Consider the following 18,092-nt stretch of genomic DNA (forward strand, 5'->3'; position numbering starts at 1 on the left):
CCGCGCAGGCCACGCCATGATGTCGGAATGGTTGAACTGATCAGCTCCGACGGCACCACACCCCGCAGTGTCGCCGACGCCTATGTCCGGGACCTTGCCGAGCTCGACCCGCTGACCGCGGTGTACCTGGGCCTGAACCCCGAGGACGACCGCCTCCCCGATCTCTCCCCGGCCGGTGCCGAGGCGATCGCCGGACTCGGCCGCTCCGTCCTGGCCCGGCTCGACGAGGCCGAGGCGGCGCTCGACGCCGCAGAGGCGGCCGGTACCCCCCGGGACGAGGCCGAACGGCGCTGCGCCCGCCTGCTGCGCGAGCGGCTCACCGCCGAGCTCGCCGTCCACGACGCGGGCGAGCGGTACCGGGCCGTCCACAATCTGGGGTCCCCGGTCCACAATCTCCGTGACGTCTTCACCCTCATGCCCACCGACACCGAGGAGCAGTGGCGGATCCTCGGCCGCCGCCTGGCCCGGGTGCCGCAGGCGCTCACCGAGTACCGCGCGACCCTCGCCGAGGGCATCGAGCGCGGCCTGCTCTCCGGCCCCCGCCAGGTCACCACGGTGACCGGCCAGCTCGGCGAGTGGCTGGCCGGGGACACCCCGGGCGGCTGGTTCGGCAGCCTCGTCCAGGACGCCCCCGAGGCGCTGCGCGAGGAACTGGCCGGCCACGCCGTGGCCGCCGCCGAGGCGCTGGCCGCCCTGCGCGACTGGCTGCGCGACGTCTACGGGCCGGCCGCCGCCGACGCCCCCGACACCGTCGGCCGCGAGCGCTACGGCCGCTGGGTGCGCTACTGGACCGGTGCCGATCTCGACCTCGACGAGGCCTACGCCTGGGCCTGGGAGGAGTTCCACGACCTGCTCGCCCAGATGCGGGTCGAGGCCGACCGGGTGCGGCCCGGCGCCGAGCCGATGGAGGCGATGAAGTGGCTGGAGACCGACGGCCCCGCGCGGACCGGCGCCGAGGCCGCCCGGCTGTTCCTCCAGGGCCTGATGGACTCCGCGATCGCCGACCTCCAGGGCACCCACTTCGACCTGGCCGAGCCGATCACCCGGGTCGAGTCCCGGATCGCCCCGGCCGGCAGCGCCGCCGCGCCGTACTACACCGCCCCGTCGCTGGACTTCAGCCGCCCCGGCCGGACCTGGCTGCCGCTGCTGGGCCGTGAGCGCTTCCCCGAGTGGGACCTCGTCTCGACCTGGTACCACGAGGGCGTCCCCGGCCACCACCTGCAGCTCGCGCAGTGGAACTACGTCGCCGACCGGCTCTCCACCTACCAGGTGAGCCTGGGCGGGGTGAGCGCCAACCTGGAGGGCTGGGCGCTGTACGCCGAGCGCCTGATGGACGAGCTCGGCTACCTCACCGACCCCGGCCACCGGCTCGGCTACCTCAACGCGCAGATGATGCGGGCGCTGCGGGTGATCGTCGACATCGGCATGCACGCCGGCCTCGCGTTCCCGGCGGACTCGCCGTACCGCGCGGGGGAGCCGGTCACGCCGGAGGCCGCGCGGGAGTTCTTCGGCCTGTACTGCGGGCTGTCGGCCGACTTCCTGGACAGCGAGCTGGTCCGCTACCTGGGCCTGCCCGGACAGGCGATCGGCTACAAGCTGGGCGAGCGGGCCTGGCTGCGCGGGCGCGCGGCGGCCCGGGCGGCGCACGAGGCGCGCGGCGAGGTGTTCGACCTCAAGGCCTGGCACATGGCGGCCCTGTCGCAGGGCTCGCTGGGCCTGGACGACCTGGTCGCGGAGCTGTCGGCGCTGTAGCCGTGGCCGTGGCCGTGGCGCGGTAGCCGCGGACGAGCACGGCGCGAGGCCCCCGGGAACGGTCCCGGGGGCCTCCTGCCGTGGTCCCGGGCCACTGGTTCCCTGGTCCCGGTTCTACCGATTTGTGCAGATTTTTCCTTGCCATTCGCCGCTCCGGGCGTTTGGCTGGAAGGCGACTGCGTGACCTCTCCGCACCCCTCCGGAAAGGCTCCCCCAGTGTCTGCCCAAGCCCAAGCCCCCACCGGTCATGCGGCGGCGGAGTCCCGCCGCTGGTGGGCCCTGGCGGTCATCGCCATCGCCCAGCTGATGATCGTCCTCGACATCACCATCGTGAACATCGCCCTGCCGTCGGCCCAGAAGGACCTGGGCATCTCGGACGCCGACCGGCAGTGGGTGATCACCGCCTACACCCTGGCCTTCGGCGGACTGCTGCTGCTCGGCGGCCGGCTCGGGGACCTCTTCGGCCGCAAACGCGTCTTCATCGTCGGCCTGCTCGGCTTCGCGCTCGCCTCCGCGATCGGCGGCGGCGCCAACGGACCCACCATGCTCTTCGCTGCCCGGGCCCTGCAGGGCGCCTTCGGCGCGCTGCTGGCCCCCTCCGCGCTGGGCCTGCTCTCCACGACCTTCTCCGATCCCAAGGAGCGGAGCACCGCCTTCGGGATCTTCGGTGCGATCGCCGGCGGCGGTGCCGCGATCGGCCTGCTGCTCGGCGGCGTGCTGACCGAGTACCTCAACTGGCGCTGGTGCCTGTTCGTCAACACCCCGATCGCGGTGGCGGCCGCCTTCGCGGCGTTCTCCGTGCTGGAACGCGACCACATCGGCAAGGGCGCCCGGGTCAGGCTCGACCTGCCCGGCGCGCTGCTCGGCTGCGGCGGTCTGCTCGCGATCGTGTTCGGCATGTCCGAGGCGGTCACCCGGGGCTGGGGCGACGCCCTGGTCCTGGGCTCGCTGGCGCTCGGCGTGGTGCTGCTGGTGGTGTTCGTGCTGGTCGAGAAGCGCACGCCGCACGCGCTGCTGCCGACGCACATCGTCGCCGACCGGAACCGGGGCGGCGGTGCCCTCTCGGTCGGCCTGGCGATGATCGGCATGTTCGGCCTGTTCCTGTTCCTGACCTACTACCTCCAGGTGATCAAGCACTTCTCGCCGATCATGTCCGGCGTCTCCTTCCTGCCGATGACCGCCGCCATCGTCCTCAGCTCGACCGGCTTCGCGGCCCGGCTGATGACCAGGGTGCCGTCCCGCAACCTCATCGGCCCCGGACTGCTGCTGGCCGCCGCCGGCATGGCCTGGCTGACCCGGATGCACGTGGACAGCCCCTGGGCCGGCATGGTGCTGCCCGCCGAACTGCTGCTCGGCTTCGGCATGGGCCTGGTCTTCATGCCGTCGATGAGCCTCGCCACCCTCGGCGTCGCCCCGCACGAGGCGGGCGCGGCCTCGGCCACCATCAACTCCGCCCAGCAGGTCGGCGGCTCCTTCGGTACGGCGCTGCTGAACACCATCGCGGCCAGCGCCACCGCGAGCTGGCTGGCCGCCCGCGCCGCCGGTGCCGCGAACCCCGCCGTCCAGGCCGAGGGCGCGGTGCACGGCTACGTGGTCGCCACCTGGGTGGCGATGGGCATCCTGCTGCTGGCCGCGCTGATCGCGTTCCTGATGATCGACCACCGGCCGGCGCCGGGGGAGGCCGCCGGGGCCCCCGACGGTGCGGCGCAGGCCGAGACCGGTGCGGCCGGCCCCGCCGGGGCCCGGGCCCCGCAGCCCCAGGCGCAGAGTCCGGCCCACCAGCGGCAGCGAGCCCGGTGAAGCCCGCCGCGCACGCGTGCCGCCCGCCCCCCACCGCCGCGCCGGCACCGGCCGGGACCCCGCGGCAGGGGGACGACCGGCTGAATTCTCATCGCCTTCCCAGCGGCGCATCACCGGCTTCCCAGCTCGGGGCGCCATAGTCGGATCCCGTACCGCCGCCGACCAGGGCAGGAGCAGACCGGGCATGGGCCAGCACCGCCGCCGCACCACTCGACGCCGCTACCTGGCCCCGACCCTGGTCACCACGACCCTCTCCGCGCTGACCGTGGCCGCCGTGGTCGTCGGCACCCACAGCGTCGTCCCCCGGACCACCGCCGTCGCCTCCCCGGAGACCGTGGCGGCGGCCCCGGCCCCGGCCGCGGTGCCCCGGAAGGTGACCGTCGGCCCGGTGGCGACGCCCGCTCCCGCCCCGGCCGCCACCGCCACCCGCAGCCCCGCCCCCGCCCCGGTGCCCACGTCGAGCGACCTGCCGGGCACCACCGCCGCCGCCCCGGCCACCTCCGAAGTGGCCACCGTCGGCGCCCTGTTCAGCGGCGCCGTGCGCGCCGGCAACCACTTCTGCACCGCCAGCGTGCTGCACAGCGCCACCCGCAACCTGCTGCTCACCGCCGCCCACTGCCTCGACGACCCGGCGGGCGTCACCTTCGCCCCCGGCTACCGCGACGGCCGCGCCCCGTACGGCACCTGGCGGGTCACCGCCGTGCACACCACCGCCGGCTGGTCCCGGGACGGCGACCAGGACGAGGACTTCGCCGTCCTGGAGACCGCCGCCGACGACGCCGGGCGCCGGGTCGAGGACGTCGTCGGCGGCAACGTCCTCGGCACCGACGAGCCGTTCGGCACCCCCGTACGCCTCTACGGCTACCCCGCCGGCGGCGAGCGGCCCCTGCTGTGCACCAACACCACCGGCCGCCAGGGCGCCTTCCAGCGCGTCGTCGACTGCCCCGACTACCCGGGCGGCACCAGCGGCGGCCCCTGGATCTCCACCGCCACCGGCCATGTCGTCGGCGCCATAGGAGGCCACCAGGAGGGCGGCGACACGGACGACACGTCCTACAGCGCCTACTTCGACCACACCATCGCCGCCCTCTGCGCCGAGGCCGTCGCGGCCGCCTCGTCCTGACCGGCATCCGGTCCGGCCCCGGGCCCGCCCCGCGGGACGCTCCGCGTGCAAGGACCGTCCACGACGCCCGGGGGCCGGCGACCCGGTGCCGGGGCAACTCCGCCGCCCCGGGCGCCCGTTGGCGCCCCCCGGCGCGGCCGGAAAACGAATCAGGCCCAGACCGGCGGTAACTACCCGCTGACCTGGGCCTCTTCGGCACTTCTCGCGAAGTGCCCCCGGTAGGATTCGAACCTACGCACCCGCCTCCGGAGGGCGGTGCTCTATCCCCTGAGCTACGGGGGCTTGCTCGGTGTTGTCGTCGCGTTCGCTTCGACGTGGAGAACACTACCAGGCCCCGGGCGTGCTCCGTGCACGGGTTTCCGCGACGGCCCGGCGGGCGGGCCGGTGGAAGTGCGCAAAGGCCGGACGGGGCGGCGGAGCCGCCGATACCCTCGGTGAGGTGTCGGGAGTGTCCGGGCGGGTCCTCGTGGTGGACGACAGCGAGGTGATCCGCCAGCTGATCAGGGTCAACCTGGAGCTGGAGGGCTTCGAGGTGGTGACCGCCGCCGACGGTGCCGAGTGCCTGGAGGTGGTCCGCCGGGTGAGGCCCGACGTGGTGACGCTGGACGTGATGATGCCGCGGCTGGACGGGCTGCGCACGGCGGCCCGGCTGCGGGCGGCGCCGGGGACCAGGCTGCTGCCGATCGCGATCGTGAGCGCCTGCACGCCGGCCGATCTGGACCTGGGGGAGGCGGTCGGGGTGGACGGTTACCTGGGCAAGCCCTTCGACCCGGCGGACCTGGTCGCGCTGGTGCGGCGGCTGGTGGAGCGCGGCCGCCGGGACGCGGCCGCCGAGGAGTTTCGCCCTGGGCGAACAGACCGGAGCGATCGGGGCTGAGCGACGGCGTCCGACGTCTCAACCGGCAAACCGGGTGGCGGGCGCCCTCCCCCTCTCGCCTACGCTTGGCGTCGTGACCCCCGCAGAGCTTTCCCAGGCAGTCCAGGCCGCAGTGAGCGCCGCCGTCGAGGCGGGCGAGCTGGCCGTCGCCGTGCCCGAGCACGTGACGGTCGAGCGGCCCAAGAACAGGGACCACGGCGACTACGCGACCAACGTGGCCCTCCAGCTCGCCAAGGCGGCCGGCAAGCCGCCGCGAGCCGTTGCCGAGGTGCTGGCCGGCCGCCTGCGAGGGATCACCGGCGTCGCCGCGGTCGACATCGCCGGTCCGGGCTTCCTGAACATCACCCTGGACACCGCCACCGTCGGCGCGCTGGCGCGCACCATCGTCGAGGCGGGCGAGGCCTACGGCCGCAACGAGGACCTCGCCGGTCTGAAGATCAACCTGGAGTTCGTCTCCGCCAACCCGACCGGCCCCATCCACATCGGCGGCGTGCGCTGGGCGGCCGTCGGCGACTCGCTGGCGCGCGTCCTGCGGGCCTGCGGCGCCGACGTCACCACCGAGTACTACCTCAACGACGCCGGTGTGCAGATCAGCAAGTTCGCCTCCTCGCTGCAGGCCGCCGCGAACGGCCGCGAGGTGCCGGAGGGCGGCTACGTCGGCGAGTACATCGTCGACATCGCCAAGGCGATCACCGAGGCCGTCCCGGGCCTGCTGGAGAAGTCCGAGGAGGAGCAGCTCCAGGTCTTCCGCGCCGAGGGCCTGGAGCTCATGGTCGCCGAGATCAAGCGTTCGATGGACGAGTTCGGCACCCACTTCGACGTCTGGTTCTCGGAGAAGTCGCTGCACGACTCGGGCGCCGTCGGCACGGCCATCGACCGGCTGCGCGAGCAGGGCCACGTCTTCGAGCAGGACGGCGCCGTCTGGCTGCGCACCACCGACTTCGGCGACGACAAGGACCGCGTCCTGGTCAAGGCCGACGGCGACACCACCTACTTCGCCGCCGACGCCGCGTACTACCTGTCCAAGCGGGACCGCGGCACCGAGGTCGCGCTCTACATGCTGGGCGCCGACCACCACGGCTACGTCAACCGCCTCAAGGCCATCGCGGCCTGCGCGGGCGACGACATGAACCACAACATCGAGGTGAAGATCGGCCAGTTCGTGAAGATGCTTCGCGACGGCGAAGAGGTCCGCATGTCCAAGCGGGCCGGCAACATCATCACGATCGACGACGTCGTCGAGTGGATCGGCGTGGACGCGGCCCGCTACACCCTGGCGCGCTCCTCCACCGACTCCACCATCACGCTCGACATCAACATCCTGACCAGCCAGACCAACGAGAACCGGGTGTACTACGTCCAGTACGCCCACTCCCGGATGTGCGCGGTCCAGCGCAACGCCGACGAGCAGGGCATCTCGCGCGGCGCGGCCGAGGACTTCAAACCGGAGCTGCTGGCCACCGAGTGGGAGGGCGACCTGCTCGGCCACCTCGGTGAGTTCCCGCGCGTGCTGGCCTCGGCCGGCGAGCTGCGCGAGCCGCACCGCGTCGCGACGTACCTGGAGGACCTCGCGGCCAAGTACCACCGCTTCTACGACAACTGCCGCATCCTGCCGCGGGGCGACGAGGAGGTCACCGACCTCACGCACGCCCGGCTCTGGCTGGCCGACGCGACACGCACGGTCATCGCGAACGGCCTGACGCTGCTGGGCGTCTCGGCGCCCGAGCGGATGTAGGCACCACCCCCATGTGCACAGCGGGGGCGGCGGACGGTCAACGGGGACCGTCGCCGCCCCTCGCCATAGGTCGAGGGAACCAACGACATGTCTCGCTCCGCACACCCCGCAGGCCCCCGGCACGGCGACGTGCTGCCCGAGGGCCACTACCAGGCGCCGCCCAGCGACCTGAACGCGCTCGACCCCAAGGTCTGGTCCCGGACCGTCGCCCGTGACGCCGAGGGCGTGGTCACCGTCGGCGGCGTCGACGTGAAGCGGCTGGCCGCCGAGTACGGCACCCCGGCGTACGTCATGGACGAGGCCGACTTCCGGGCCCGGGCGCGGGCCTGGCGCGAGGCCTTCGGCGCGGACGCCGACGTCTTCTACGCCGGCAAGGCCTTCCTCTCCAAGGCGGTCGTGCGCTGGCTGCACGAGGAGGGCCTCAACCTCGACGTCTGCAGCCCGGGCGAGCTGGCCGTGGCGCTGGCCGCCGGGATGCCGGCGGAGCGGATCGCGCTGCACGGCAACAACAAGTCGGTGGACGAGCTGGAGCGCGCGGTGAAGTCCGGGGTCGGGCACATCGTGGTCGACTCCTACGAGGAGATCGAGCGCCTCGCGGCGGTCGCCGGTCACCAGGGCGTGCGCCAGCCGGTGCTGATCCGGGTCACCGTCGGCGTGGAGGCGCACACCCACGAGTTCATCGCCACCGCGCACGAGGACCAGAAGTTCGGCCTCTCGCTGACCGGGGGAGCGGCCGCCGAGGCGGTCCGCAGGGTCCTGGCGCACGGCGCGAGCCTGGAGCTGCGCGGCATCCACTCGCACATCGGCTCGCAGATCTTCGACACCGCCGGCTTCGAGGTGGCCGCCCGCCGGGTGGTCGGCCTGCTGGCGCAGATCCGGGACGAGCACGGCGTCGAGCTGCCCGAGATCGACCTCGGCGGCGGCCTGGGCATCGCCTACACCAGCGAGGACGACCCGCGCGAGCCGGCCGAGATCGCCGCCGCGCTGGCCGGCATCGTGCGCCGCGAGTGCGCGGCCGCGGACCTCGCCGCCCCCCGGCTGAGCGTGGAGCCGGGCCGGGCGATCGTCGGCCCGACCGCGTTCACCCTGTACGAGGTCGGCACCGTCAAGCCGCTGGAGGGCCTGCGCACCTACGTCAGCGTGGACGGCGGGATGTCCGACAACATCCGCACCGCGCTGTACGACGCCGAGTACTCGGTGGCCCTGGTGTCGCGCACCAGCGACGCGGAGCCGATGCTGGTGCGGGTGGTCGGCAAGCACTGCGAGTCCGGCGACATCGTCGTCCGGGACGCCTTCCTGCCGGCCGACCTCGCGCCCGGCGACCTCGTCGCGGTGCCCGCCACCGGCGCCTACTGTCGTTCGATGGCGAGCAACTACAACCACGCCCTCAAGCCTCCCGTGCTCGCCGTCCAGGACGGTGCGGCCCGGGTGATCGTCCGGCGCGAGACGGAGGAGGATCTCCTGCGTCTCGATATCGGATGACGAAATCCTCGTCTCAGATCATGGAACGACCGTAGATCTGTACGGAAAGTCCCGGAGACTGGTGGGAACCGAAAGTCCGGCGGGCCCCGAAAACCCGCCGGATCGACCGAAGCACGATGAATGCAGAGCGGAGTCGGATGATGCGTACGCGGCCGCTGAAGGTGGCGTTGCTGGGCTGTGGTGTGGTGGGCTCCGAGGTGGCGCGCATCATGACGACAGACGCCGCCGACCTCGCCGCGCGCATCGGCGCGCCGGTCGAGCTCGCCGGCATCGCGGTGCGCCGGGCGGGCCGCCCCCGCCCGGGGGTGCCCGAGCACCTGCTCACCACCGATGCCGAGGCCCTGGTCAAGCGGGGCGACATCGACGTGGTGATCGAGGTCGTGGGCGGCATCGAGCCGTCCAAACACCTCATCCTGTCGGCGTTCGAGCAGGGCGCCTCGGTGGTCAGCGCCAACAAGGCGCTGCTCGCCAAGGACGGCACCGAGCTGCACGCGGCGGCCGCCGCGGCCGGCGTGGACCTCTACTACGAGGCCGCGGTGGCCGGTGCGATCCCGCTGCTGCGCCCGCTGCGCGAGTCGCTGGCCGGCGACCGGGTGAACCGGGTGCTGGGCATCGTCAACGGCACCACCAACTTCATCCTCGACAAGATGGACTCCACCGGCGCCGGGTACTCGGAGGCGCTGGAGGAGGCCACCGCGCTCGGTTACGCCGAGGCCGACCCGACCGCGGACGTGGAGGGCTTCGACGCCGCCGCCAAGGCCGCGATCCTGGCCGGCATCGCGTTCCACACCAAGGTGACCGCGGCGGACGTCTACCGCGAGGGCCTGACCGAGGTGACCGCCGCCGACATCGCCTCCGCCAAGGCGATGGGCTGCGTGGTCAAGCTGCTGGCGATCTGCGAGCGGGCCGCCGACGGCGAGTCGGTCACGGCGCGCGTCCACCCGGCGATGATCCCGCTGTCGCACCCGCTGGCCTCGGTCCGCGAGGCGTACAACGCGGTGTTCGTGGAGGCCGAGGCGGCCGGCCGGCTGATGTTCTACGGCCCGGGCGCGGGCGGCGCGCCGACCGCCTCCGCGGTCCTCGGCGACCTGGTCGCGGTCTGCCGCAACAAGCTCGCCGGTGCCACCGGCCCCGGCGACTCGGTGTACACCCGGCTGCCGGCCAAGCCGATGGACGAGGTCGTCACCCGCTACCACGTCAGCCTGGACGTCGACGACCGCGCGGGCGTGCTCGCCCAGGTCGCCTCCGTCTTCGCCGAGCACGGCGTCTCCATCGACACCGTGCGCCAGCAGGGCCGCGACGGCGACGCCTCGCTCGTCGTGGTCACCCACCGCGCCACCGACGCCGCGCTGTCGGCGACGGTGGACAAGCTCCGCGCACTCGACAGCGTGCGCGACGTGGCCAGCATCATGCGGGTCGAAGGGGAATAGGAACAGATGATGAGCAGCGTTGCCGAGAACGCCGCCCGTGGCACCCACACCCACCAATGGCGGGGCCTGATCGAGGAGTACCGGGACCGCCTGCCGGTCAGCGCGACGACCCCGGTGGTCACCCTGCTGGAGGGCGGCACCCCGCTGGTCCCCGCCCAGGTGCTCTCCGAGCGCACCGGCTGCGAGGTCTACCTCAAGGTCGAGGGCGCCAACCCGACCGGGTCCTTCAAGGACCGCGGCATGACGATGGCCATCTCCAAGGCGAAGGAGGACGGCGCCCAGGCCGTCATCTGCGCCTCCACCGGCAACACCTCGGCCTCCGCCGCCGCCTACGCGGTGCGGGCCCGGATGGTGTCGGCGGTGCTCGTCCCGCAGGGCAAGATCGCCCTCGGCAAGATGGGCCAGGCGCTGGTGCACGGCGCGAAGATCCTCCAGGTGGACGGGAACTTCGACGACTGCCTCACCCTTGCGCGTGAACTGTCCGAGAAGTACCCGGTGGCGCTGGTCAACTCGGTGAACCCGGTCCGGATCGAGGGCCAGAAGACCGCCGCCTTCGAGATCGTCGACATGCTCGGCGACGCGCCGGACATCCACGTGCTGCCGGTCGGCAACGCGGGCAACATCACCGCCTACTGGAAGGGCTACCGCGAGTACGCCGCGGACGGCCTGGCCACCCGCACCCCGCGGATGTGGGGCTTCCAGGCCTCCGGCTCGGCCCCGATCGTCGACGGCGCCCCGGTGCTCAGGCCGCAGACCATCGCCACGGCGATCCGGATCGGCAACCCGGCCTCCTGGGACTTCGCGCTCGCCGCGCGGGACGAGTCGGGTGGCCTGATCGACAAGGTGACCGACCGTCAGATCCTCTCCGCCTACCGCCTGTTGGCTTCCCAGGAGGGCGTCTTCGTGGAGCCCGCCTCGGCCGCCTCGGTGGCCGGCCTGCTGGCCAAGGCGGAGGCCGGCCTGGTCGACCCGGGCCAGCGGATCGTCTGCACCGTGACCGGCAACGGCCTCAAGGACCCGGACTGGGCGGTGGCCGGCGCGCCGCAGCCGCAGATCGTCCCGGTCGACCCCGAGGCCGCCGCCCGGCGACTGGGCCTGCTGGACTAGCCCCCCACCCGATCCGGGGGCTCAGCCCCCACCCGGGCCGACCCTTTCGGGGGTCGGCCCGGTTCGCGTTCTCGACTGACACTTTTGTGTCAATTCACCGGCGCATTCCGATCCGATTCCCGCATGCAATCCGGCCAGAAGCGGCAACACACCAGATCGAAGGCCCACGGGGTGTACCGCTGTGGAACCTCTCTTCGATACTCTGGGTCCGGCCGTGTGGCACATGCCCCGGGTCCGGCCCCATCGCGGGCCGCACCACCGACTGTGACCGTCCGCCCCGGCCGGGGCCCGCGGCCCGCTCCCCACCCTCGCACCGACGCGCTTCGCGCCGCCCGATTTCCCCAGGAGAGTCCACCGCATGGCCGGTCCTGCGTTCCGTGCCGCCGCCGTCCGGGTCCGGGTTCCCGCGACCAGCGCCAACCTCGGTCCGGGCTTCGACGCCTTCGGGCTCGCGCTGGGTCTGTACGACGACGTGGTCGTCCGGGTCGCCGACTCCGGGCTCTCCGTCGACATCGCCGGCGAGGGTGCCGACACCCTTCCGCGCGACGAGCGCCATCTGCTGGTCCGCTCGATGCGCGCCGCCTTCGACCGCCTCGGCGGCCAGCCGCGCGGCCTGGAGGTGGTCTGCGCCAACCGGATACCGCACGGCCGCGGCCTGGGCTCCTCCTCCGCCGCGATCTGCGCCGGGATCGTCGCCGCCCGCGCCGTCACCATCGGCGGCCCGTCCGCCCTGGACGACGACGCCCTGCTGGCCCTCGCCTCCGAGCTGGAGGGCCACCCGGACAACGTGGCGGCCTGTCTGCGGGGCAACTTCACCGTGGCGTGGACCGAGGAGGACACCGCCCGGGCGATCGCCCTGGAGCCGTCCGCCGAGGTCGTCCCGGTGGTGTTCGTCCCGGCCGCCGAGGTGCTCACCGAGACCGCCCGCGGCCTGCTGCCGCGGACCGTCCCGCTGGCCGACGCCGCCGCCAACGCCGGCCGGTCCGCCCTGCTGGTCGAGGCGCTGACCCGGCGCCCGGACCTGCTGCTGGCCGCCACCGAGGACCGGATCCACCAGGACTACCGGGCCTCCGCGATGCCGGACAGCGCCGCGCTGGTGGCCGCGCTGCGCGCCGAGGGCGTGCCCGCGGTGATCTCCGGCGCCGGCCCGACCGTGCTCGCGCTCACCGACGAGTCCGGCGTGCAGAAGGTCCTGGGCTTCGCCGGCGACCACGGCCACGGCGGCCCGGCGTTCGCCGCGCACCGGCTCGAACTCGACCGGACCGGCGCCGCAGTGCTCCCGCTGGGCGTCTGAGCAGGCCGTTCGGGCCGGACCGTCCGGACACGATTGGCAACCGCAAGGCTGGGGAATGTCTGAGGGGGTCGGTAGTGTTAACCTCATTGCTGCACCAGGTGCCCTCCGGGGCTCGGTGCGCCGCGTCCCGATCCCAGCACTCCGCACCAGTGGAGTCCCGGCGATGTACGGGGCGACGATTCTCCGGGAGCCCACCGCAGCGCGTACGCAGCCTGCCTGCGCGACTTGCGGTCGCATCCCGAAGCCGTGACGGCACCTGACTCCCACCCGCGGCCTCCCACCTAGAGGCCAGGACGGGCGGAGCACGGGCCACCGTCACGCGACGGGGGCCCGGGATTCGCAGGCAGCGTGGGGGCACCTCCCGGCCGGCGGCCGGGGGGAGGGTCGGTACTCGACCGTCCCGCCACGCCACTCAGCACCACCGTGCTTCAAAGCACCGCACCTCGCAGCTCTCCTCCGACTGGCACCCAGCGCCATTCGGGGGACCACCGCCTCGGACCGACGCAGTCGAGCGTTGGTCAGGACAGCACAACCGGTCGCCGAGCCAGACAGGCCGACGTCCGCTCCAGGGAAGGACCCTTAGTGAGCGACACCACCGATCTGATGGGCGCGCGCCCGGACGCCGACGCGTCGGACGCCGCCGCCGCCCCTGCGGCCCCGGCGCGGCGCCGCCGTACCGCCGCCGCGGGCCTGGACGGCATGGTCCTGGCCGAGCTGCAGAAGCTCGCCGCGGACCTGGGCATCACCGGTACCGGGCGCATGCGCAAGAGCCAGCTGATCGAGACCATCAAGGAGAAGAGCGGCGGCGACCCGCTGCTCGCCGGCACCACTGCCGCTCCGGCCGCCAAGCGCACCGCGAAGGCCGAGACCGCCGAGCCGGCCGAGAAGCCGGCCCGCCGGACCACCAAGGCCGCCGCCCGGGCCGAGGCCCCCGCCGCCGCCGAGGCGCAGGCCCAGATCGAGATCCCGGTCCAGGCCGCCGCCGAGACCGCCGCCCCCGCGCGCACCGAGCGCACCCGCCGCCGGGCCACCTCGGCCGCCGGCGCCCCGGCCGCCGAGAGCGCCGCCGAGGCGCCCGCCGCCGTGGTGACCGAGGCCAAGCCGGCCGAGGCCCGCACCGAGGGCGCCCGCGCGTTCGAGGGGCGCGAGGAGGGCCGCGAGACCCGTCGCGACCGCCGTGAGCGCCGCGAGCGCCGCGAGGGCGGCGAGCGCGAGGGCCGTCAGGAGGCCCCCGAGGCCCAGGCCGGTCAGGACGGCGAGGGCCGTGAGTCGCGCCGCGACCGCCGCAACCGCCGCGACCGCGCCGACCGCACCGAGCGTCCCCAGCAGCAGGGCGCCCAGGGCGAGGGCCAGCAGAGCCGCCAGAGCGGCCAGCAGGCCCAGCCGCAGGCGCAGCAGCAGGGCGGCTTCGAGGACGACGAGTACGGTGACGGCCGCCGCGGCCGCCGCGGGCGCTACCGCGACCGCCGGGGCCGGGGCCGCCGCGAGGGCTTCGAGACCGCCGGCACCGAGCCGCAGATCGGCGAGGACGACGTCCTGATCCCGGTCGCGGGCATCCTCGACATCCTCGACAACTACGCGTTCGTGCGCACCTCCGGCTACCTGCCGGGCCAGAACGACGTCTACGTCTCGCTCGCCCAGGTCCGCAAGAACGGCCTGCGCAAGGGTGACGCCATCACCGGTGCGGTGCGCCAGCCGCGCGAGGGCGAGCGCCGCGAGAAGTTCAACGCCATGGTGCGGCTGGACTCGGTCAACGGCATGGACCCGGAGAGCGGCCGCGGCCGTCCCGAGTTCAACAAGCTGACCCCGCTCTACCCGCAGGAGCGGCTGCGCCTGGAGACCGACCCGGGCGTGCTGACCACCCGGATCATCGACCTGGTGTCGCCGATCGGCAAGGGCCAGCGCGGTCTGATCGTCGCGCCGCCGAAGACCGGCAAGACGATGGTGCTGCAGGCGGTCGCCAACGCGATCACCCACAACAACCCCGAGTGCCACCTGATGGTCGTCCTGGTCGACGAGCGTCCGGAGGAGGTCACCGACATGCAGCGGTCGGTGAAGGGCGAGGTCATCTCCTCGACCTTCGACCGCCCGGCGGAGGACCACACCACCGTCGCCGAGCTGGCCATCGAGCGCGCCAAGCGCCTGGTGGAGCTGGGCCACGACGTGGTGATCCTGCTGGACTCGATCACCCGTCTGGGCCGCGCCTACAACCTGGCGGCGCCGGCCTCCGGCCGCATCCTGTCCGGCGGTGTCGACTCGACCGCGCTGTACCCGCCGAAGAAGTTCTTCGGTGCCGCGCGCAACATCGAGAACGGCGGCTCGCTGACCATCCTGGCCACCGCGCTGGTCGAGACCGGCTCGCGGATGGACGAGGTGATCTTCGAGGAGTTCAAGGGCACCGGCAACATGGAGCTCAAGCTCGACCGGAAGCTCTCGGACAAGCGCATCTTCCCGGCCGTCGACGTGGACGCCTCCAGCACCCGCAAGGAGGAGATCCTGCTCGGCGGCGAGGAGCTCGCCATCGTCTGGAAGCTGCGCCGGGTGCTGCACGCGCTCGACTCGCAGCAGGCGATCGAGCTGCTGCTGGACAAGATGAAGCAGACCAAGAGCAACGCCGAGTTCCTGATGCAGATCGCCAAGACGACCCCCGGGTCGGGCGACTGACCTCGCAGGGCGCGTCGAAGCACCCGGGCCCCGGACCGCGCGAGCGGTCCGGGGCCCGCTGCCGTGTCCGGCCGGTTTGTTCCAGACTCGGGACAGTTGGGGGGCTTTCCGGCGTCTTGTCCGATTTACTCTGGTCCGTATGGCCGAACACAAGAGGGTCCCGAGCCGCCGTCGCAAGCTCCTGCGTACGGCCGCGTGCGCCGTCGCCGCGCTCGCCGTCCTCGGGGCCGGCGCGGCCGGGTACGCCTACCTGCGGCTGGACGGCAACCTCAGGAGCGTCGACCTCGACGCCACCCTCGGCACCGCCCGCCCGCCGGCCGCCACCGACGGCTCCTTCAACCTCCTGGTGCTCGGCTCCGACTCGCGCTCCGGGGGCAACGCGGACCTCGCCGGCGGCGACACCGGCGGCACCGCCCGCTCGGACACCGCGATGGTGGTGCACGTCAGCCAGGACCACTCCCGCGCCGACGTGGTGTCCATCCCGCGCGACACCCTCGTCCCGCGCCCCGAGTGCACCGGCCCCGGGGGGAAGGCCGTGCCGGCCGCCAAGCGCGCCATGTTCAACAGCGCCTACGAGGCCGGCGGCGCCGCCTGCGCGGTGAAGACCGCGGAACAGCTGAGCGGGCTGCGGATGGACCACTACGTCGAGGTGGACTTCAACGGCTTCGCCCGGCTGGTGGACGCGATAGGCGGGGCCACCGTGACGACCACGGTGGCCATCCACGACAAGGACAGCGGCCTGGACCTCCCGGCCGGGGAGCACCACCTGGACGGGCAGCAGGCGCTCGCCTTCGTCCGCACCCGGCACGGCGTCGGCGACGGCAGCGACCTCGGCCGGATCGAACTCCAGAAGCAGATGGTCCGCTCGCTCCTCCAGCAGGCCGGGGGGACCGGGCTGTGGGCCAACCCGGTCAAGCTCTGGTCCGTCGGCGACACCCTGACCCGCTCGATCACCACCGACTCCGCGCTCGCCTCGGTCAACTCGCTGGTCGGACTCGCCCAGGAGCTCAAGGGCATCGGGCCGGACCGGCTCGCCATGGTCACCCTGCCGGTGACCGCCGCCCCCACGGACCGGGACCGCGTGGTCCAGCAGCAACCGCAGGCCGACCAGCTCTGGGCGGCCCTCAAGGCCGACCGGCCGGTGCCGGCGGAGGTGCTCGCCGCCCAGCCGCAGAACCCCGCCCAGGCCACCCCCACCGCCCCCGCCACGGCCCCGGCGAAGGCGCCCGCCAAGCGCCCCTGAGCGGCCCGGAATATCCGGCGGCGCCCCCCGGTTTGGGAAGAGGCGGCCGGTCCTGGCAGACTGGACCGTCGGTCCCGGTTCACGTGCGGCATTCCAGCCGCCGACCCGGTGCCCTCCCGAACACTAGGAGAACCCCTTGAAGCCCAACGTTCACCCCGAGTACGTGGTCACCCGCGTGACCTGCACCTGCGGTGCCGAGTTCACCACCCGCTCGACCGAGACCAGTGGCGAGATCCGCGCCGAGGTCTGCTCGCAGTGCCACCCGTTCTACACCGGCAAGCAGAAGATCCTCGACACCGGTGGCCGCGTGGCCCGCTTCGAGGCCCGCTTCGGCAAGCAGCACAGCGCGAAGGCCTAGCGCTCCCTCGGCGCCGGTCTCCCGGTGCCCCCGGACTCGTTCCGGGGGCGCCGGGGACCGGCGCCGTTCGCGTCCCCCCGCACCTCCGCGAACCCACCCCCGCACGACGATCCCCGGGAAGAAGGCCACCCCATGTTCGAGGCAGTCGAAGAGCTCCTCGTCGAGCACGCCGACCTCGAAGCGAGGCTGGCCGATCCGTCCGTCCACGCCGACCAGGCCAACGCCCGCAAGCTGGCCAAGCGGTACGCCGAGCTGACCCCGATCACCCGGGTCTACCGGCAGTGGAAGCAGGCCGGCGAGGACATCGAGGCCGCCCGCGAACTCGCCGCCGAGGAGCCGGAGTTCCTCTCCGAGGTGAAGGACGGCGAGGCCCGCCGCGAGGAGCTGACCGAGGAGCTGCGGCTGCTGCTCGTCCCGCGCGACCCGAACGACGACAAGGACGTCATCCTGGAGATCAAGGCGGGCGAGGGCGGCGAGGAGTCCGCGCTGTTCGCCGGCGACCTGCTCCGGATGTACCTGCGCTTCGCCGAGCGGATCGGCTGGAAGACCGAGATCATCGACTCCAACGAGTCCGACCTCGGCGGCTACAAGGACGTCTCGGTCGCCGTGAAGACCAAGGGCAACGCCGAGCCCGGCCAGGGCGTCTGGGCCCGGCTGAAGTACGAGGGCGGCGTGCACCGGGTGCAGCGCGTCCCGGCCACCGAGTCGCAGGGCCGCATCCACACCTCCGCGGCGGGCGTGCTGGTCACCCCCGAGGCCGAGGAGGTCGAGGTCGAGATCCTCGCCAACGACCTGCGGATCGATGTGTACCGCTCCTCCGGCCCCGGAGGCCAGTCGGTCAACACCACCGACTCCGCCGTCCGGATCACCCACCTGCCGACCGGTATCGTGGCGTCCTGCCAGAACGAGAAGAGCCAGCTGCAGAACAAGGAGCAGGCGATGCGCATCCTGCGTTCGCGGCTGCTGGCCGCCGCGCAGGAGGAGGCCGAGCGGGAGGCCTCGGACGCGCGCCGCAGCCAGGTCCGCACGGTGGACCGTTCCGAGCGGATCCGGACGTACAACTACCCGGAGAACCGCATCTCGGACCACCGCACGGGCTTCAAGTCGTACAACCTGGACCAGGTGCTGGACGGCGAGCTGAACGCCGTCATCCAGTCCTGCGTCGACGCGGACGCGGCGGCCAAGCTCGCCGCGGCCCAACAGAACTGACACCGGCGCCGGCGAGAC

General features: G+C 73.2%; 13 protein-coding genes and 1 tRNA gene. 13 read left to right on the forward strand and 1 reads right to left on the reverse strand.

Going from position 1 to position 18,092, the window contains the following annotated elements:
* The first annotated feature begins 27 nt into the window (after window positions 1–27).
* From ACF1AK_RS21935 to ACF1AK_RS21945, 3 genes are all read left to right on the forward strand, one after another.
* Entirely contained in the window at window positions 28–1,752 is a 1,725-nt protein-coding gene (locus tag ACF1AK_RS21935; RefSeq protein ID WP_391500494.1) for a DUF885 domain-containing protein, read from the forward strand.
* 216 nt (window positions 1,753–1,968) lie between these two features.
* Entirely contained in the window at window positions 1,969–3,552 is a 1,584-nt protein-coding gene (locus tag ACF1AK_RS21940; RefSeq protein WP_391500495.1) for an MFS transporter, read from the forward strand.
* 184 nt (window positions 3,553–3,736) lie between these two features.
* Window positions 3,737–4,675 carry a trypsin-like serine peptidase gene (locus tag ACF1AK_RS21945; protein WP_391500496.1) on the forward strand — a complete coding sequence of 313 codons (939 nt, stop codon included), beginning with the start codon at window positions 3,737–3,739 and terminating at the stop codon, window positions 4,673–4,675.
* A 210-nt stretch (window positions 4,676–4,885) separates the two neighbouring features.
* On the opposite strand, the gene ACF1AK_RS21950 is transcribed toward ACF1AK_RS21945, so the two are convergent.
* Window positions 4,886–4,957 (reverse strand) — tRNA-Arg (locus ACF1AK_RS21950).
* Window positions 4,958–5,114: 157 nt separating this feature from the next.
* Here ACF1AK_RS21950 and ACF1AK_RS21955 point away from each other — a divergent pair.
* The 10 genes from ACF1AK_RS21955 (at window position 5,115) to prfA (ending at window position 18,074) form a co-directional block, all read left to right on the forward strand.
* Window positions 5,115–5,552 (forward strand): response regulator, encoded by a 438-nt coding sequence (locus ACF1AK_RS21955; protein WP_391500497.1) that lies wholly within the window; start codon window positions 5,115–5,117, stop codon window positions 5,550–5,552.
* A 73-nt stretch (window positions 5,553–5,625) separates the two neighbouring features.
* Window positions 5,626–7,287 carry an arginine--tRNA ligase gene (argS, locus tag ACF1AK_RS21960; RefSeq protein WP_391500498.1) on the forward strand — a complete coding sequence of 554 codons (1,662 nt, stop codon included), beginning with the start codon at window positions 5,626–5,628 and terminating at the stop codon, window positions 7,285–7,287.
* Window positions 7,288–7,374: 87 nt separating this feature from the next.
* Window positions 7,375–8,769 (forward strand): diaminopimelate decarboxylase, encoded by a 1,395-nt coding sequence (gene lysA, locus ACF1AK_RS21965; RefSeq protein ID WP_391500499.1) that lies wholly within the window; start codon window positions 7,375–7,377, stop codon window positions 8,767–8,769.
* Between the two features lie 137 nt (window positions 8,770–8,906).
* The gene (locus tag ACF1AK_RS21970; protein WP_391500500.1) at window positions 8,907–10,199 is read left to right on the forward strand and encodes a homoserine dehydrogenase; all 1,293 of its coding nucleotides are present in this window, start codon (window positions 8,907–8,909) and stop codon (window positions 10,197–10,199) included.
* A 9-nt stretch (window positions 10,200–10,208) separates the two neighbouring features.
* Complete coding sequence (gene thrC, locus ACF1AK_RS21975; protein ID WP_391500501.1) at window positions 10,209–11,306, forward strand: threonine synthase; 1,098 nt, start codon at window positions 10,209–10,211, stop codon at window positions 11,304–11,306.
* A 358-nt stretch (window positions 11,307–11,664) separates the two neighbouring features.
* A complete protein-coding gene (gene thrB, locus ACF1AK_RS21980) occupies window positions 11,665–12,600 on the forward strand; it encodes a homoserine kinase (RefSeq protein ID WP_391500502.1) in 936 nt (311 codons plus the stop codon).
* A 582-nt stretch (window positions 12,601–13,182) separates the two neighbouring features.
* On the forward strand, window positions 13,183–15,264 hold the full coding sequence (gene rho, locus ACF1AK_RS21985; protein ID WP_391500503.1) for a transcription termination factor Rho: 2,082 nt from the start codon (window positions 13,183–13,185) through the stop codon (window positions 15,262–15,264).
* 139 nt (window positions 15,265–15,403) lie between these two features.
* Complete coding sequence (locus ACF1AK_RS21990; protein ID WP_391500504.1) at window positions 15,404–16,507, forward strand: LCP family protein; 1,104 nt, start codon at window positions 15,404–15,406, stop codon at window positions 16,505–16,507.
* Window positions 16,508–16,643: 136 nt separating this feature from the next.
* Entirely contained in the window at window positions 16,644–16,865 is a 222-nt protein-coding gene (rpmE, locus tag ACF1AK_RS21995; protein WP_030057539.1) for a 50S ribosomal protein L31, read from the forward strand.
* Between the two features lie 132 nt (window positions 16,866–16,997).
* A complete protein-coding gene (prfA, locus tag ACF1AK_RS22000; RefSeq protein ID WP_391500505.1) occupies window positions 16,998–18,074 on the forward strand; it encodes a peptide chain release factor 1 in 1,077 nt (358 codons plus the stop codon).
* The last annotated feature ends 18 nt before the right edge of the window (window positions 18,075–18,092 follow it).

It is taken from the genome of Kitasatospora sp. NPDC015120, assembly GCF_043080305.1.
Classification (GTDB): Bacteria; Actinomycetota; Actinomycetes; order Streptomycetales; family Streptomycetaceae; genus Kitasatospora.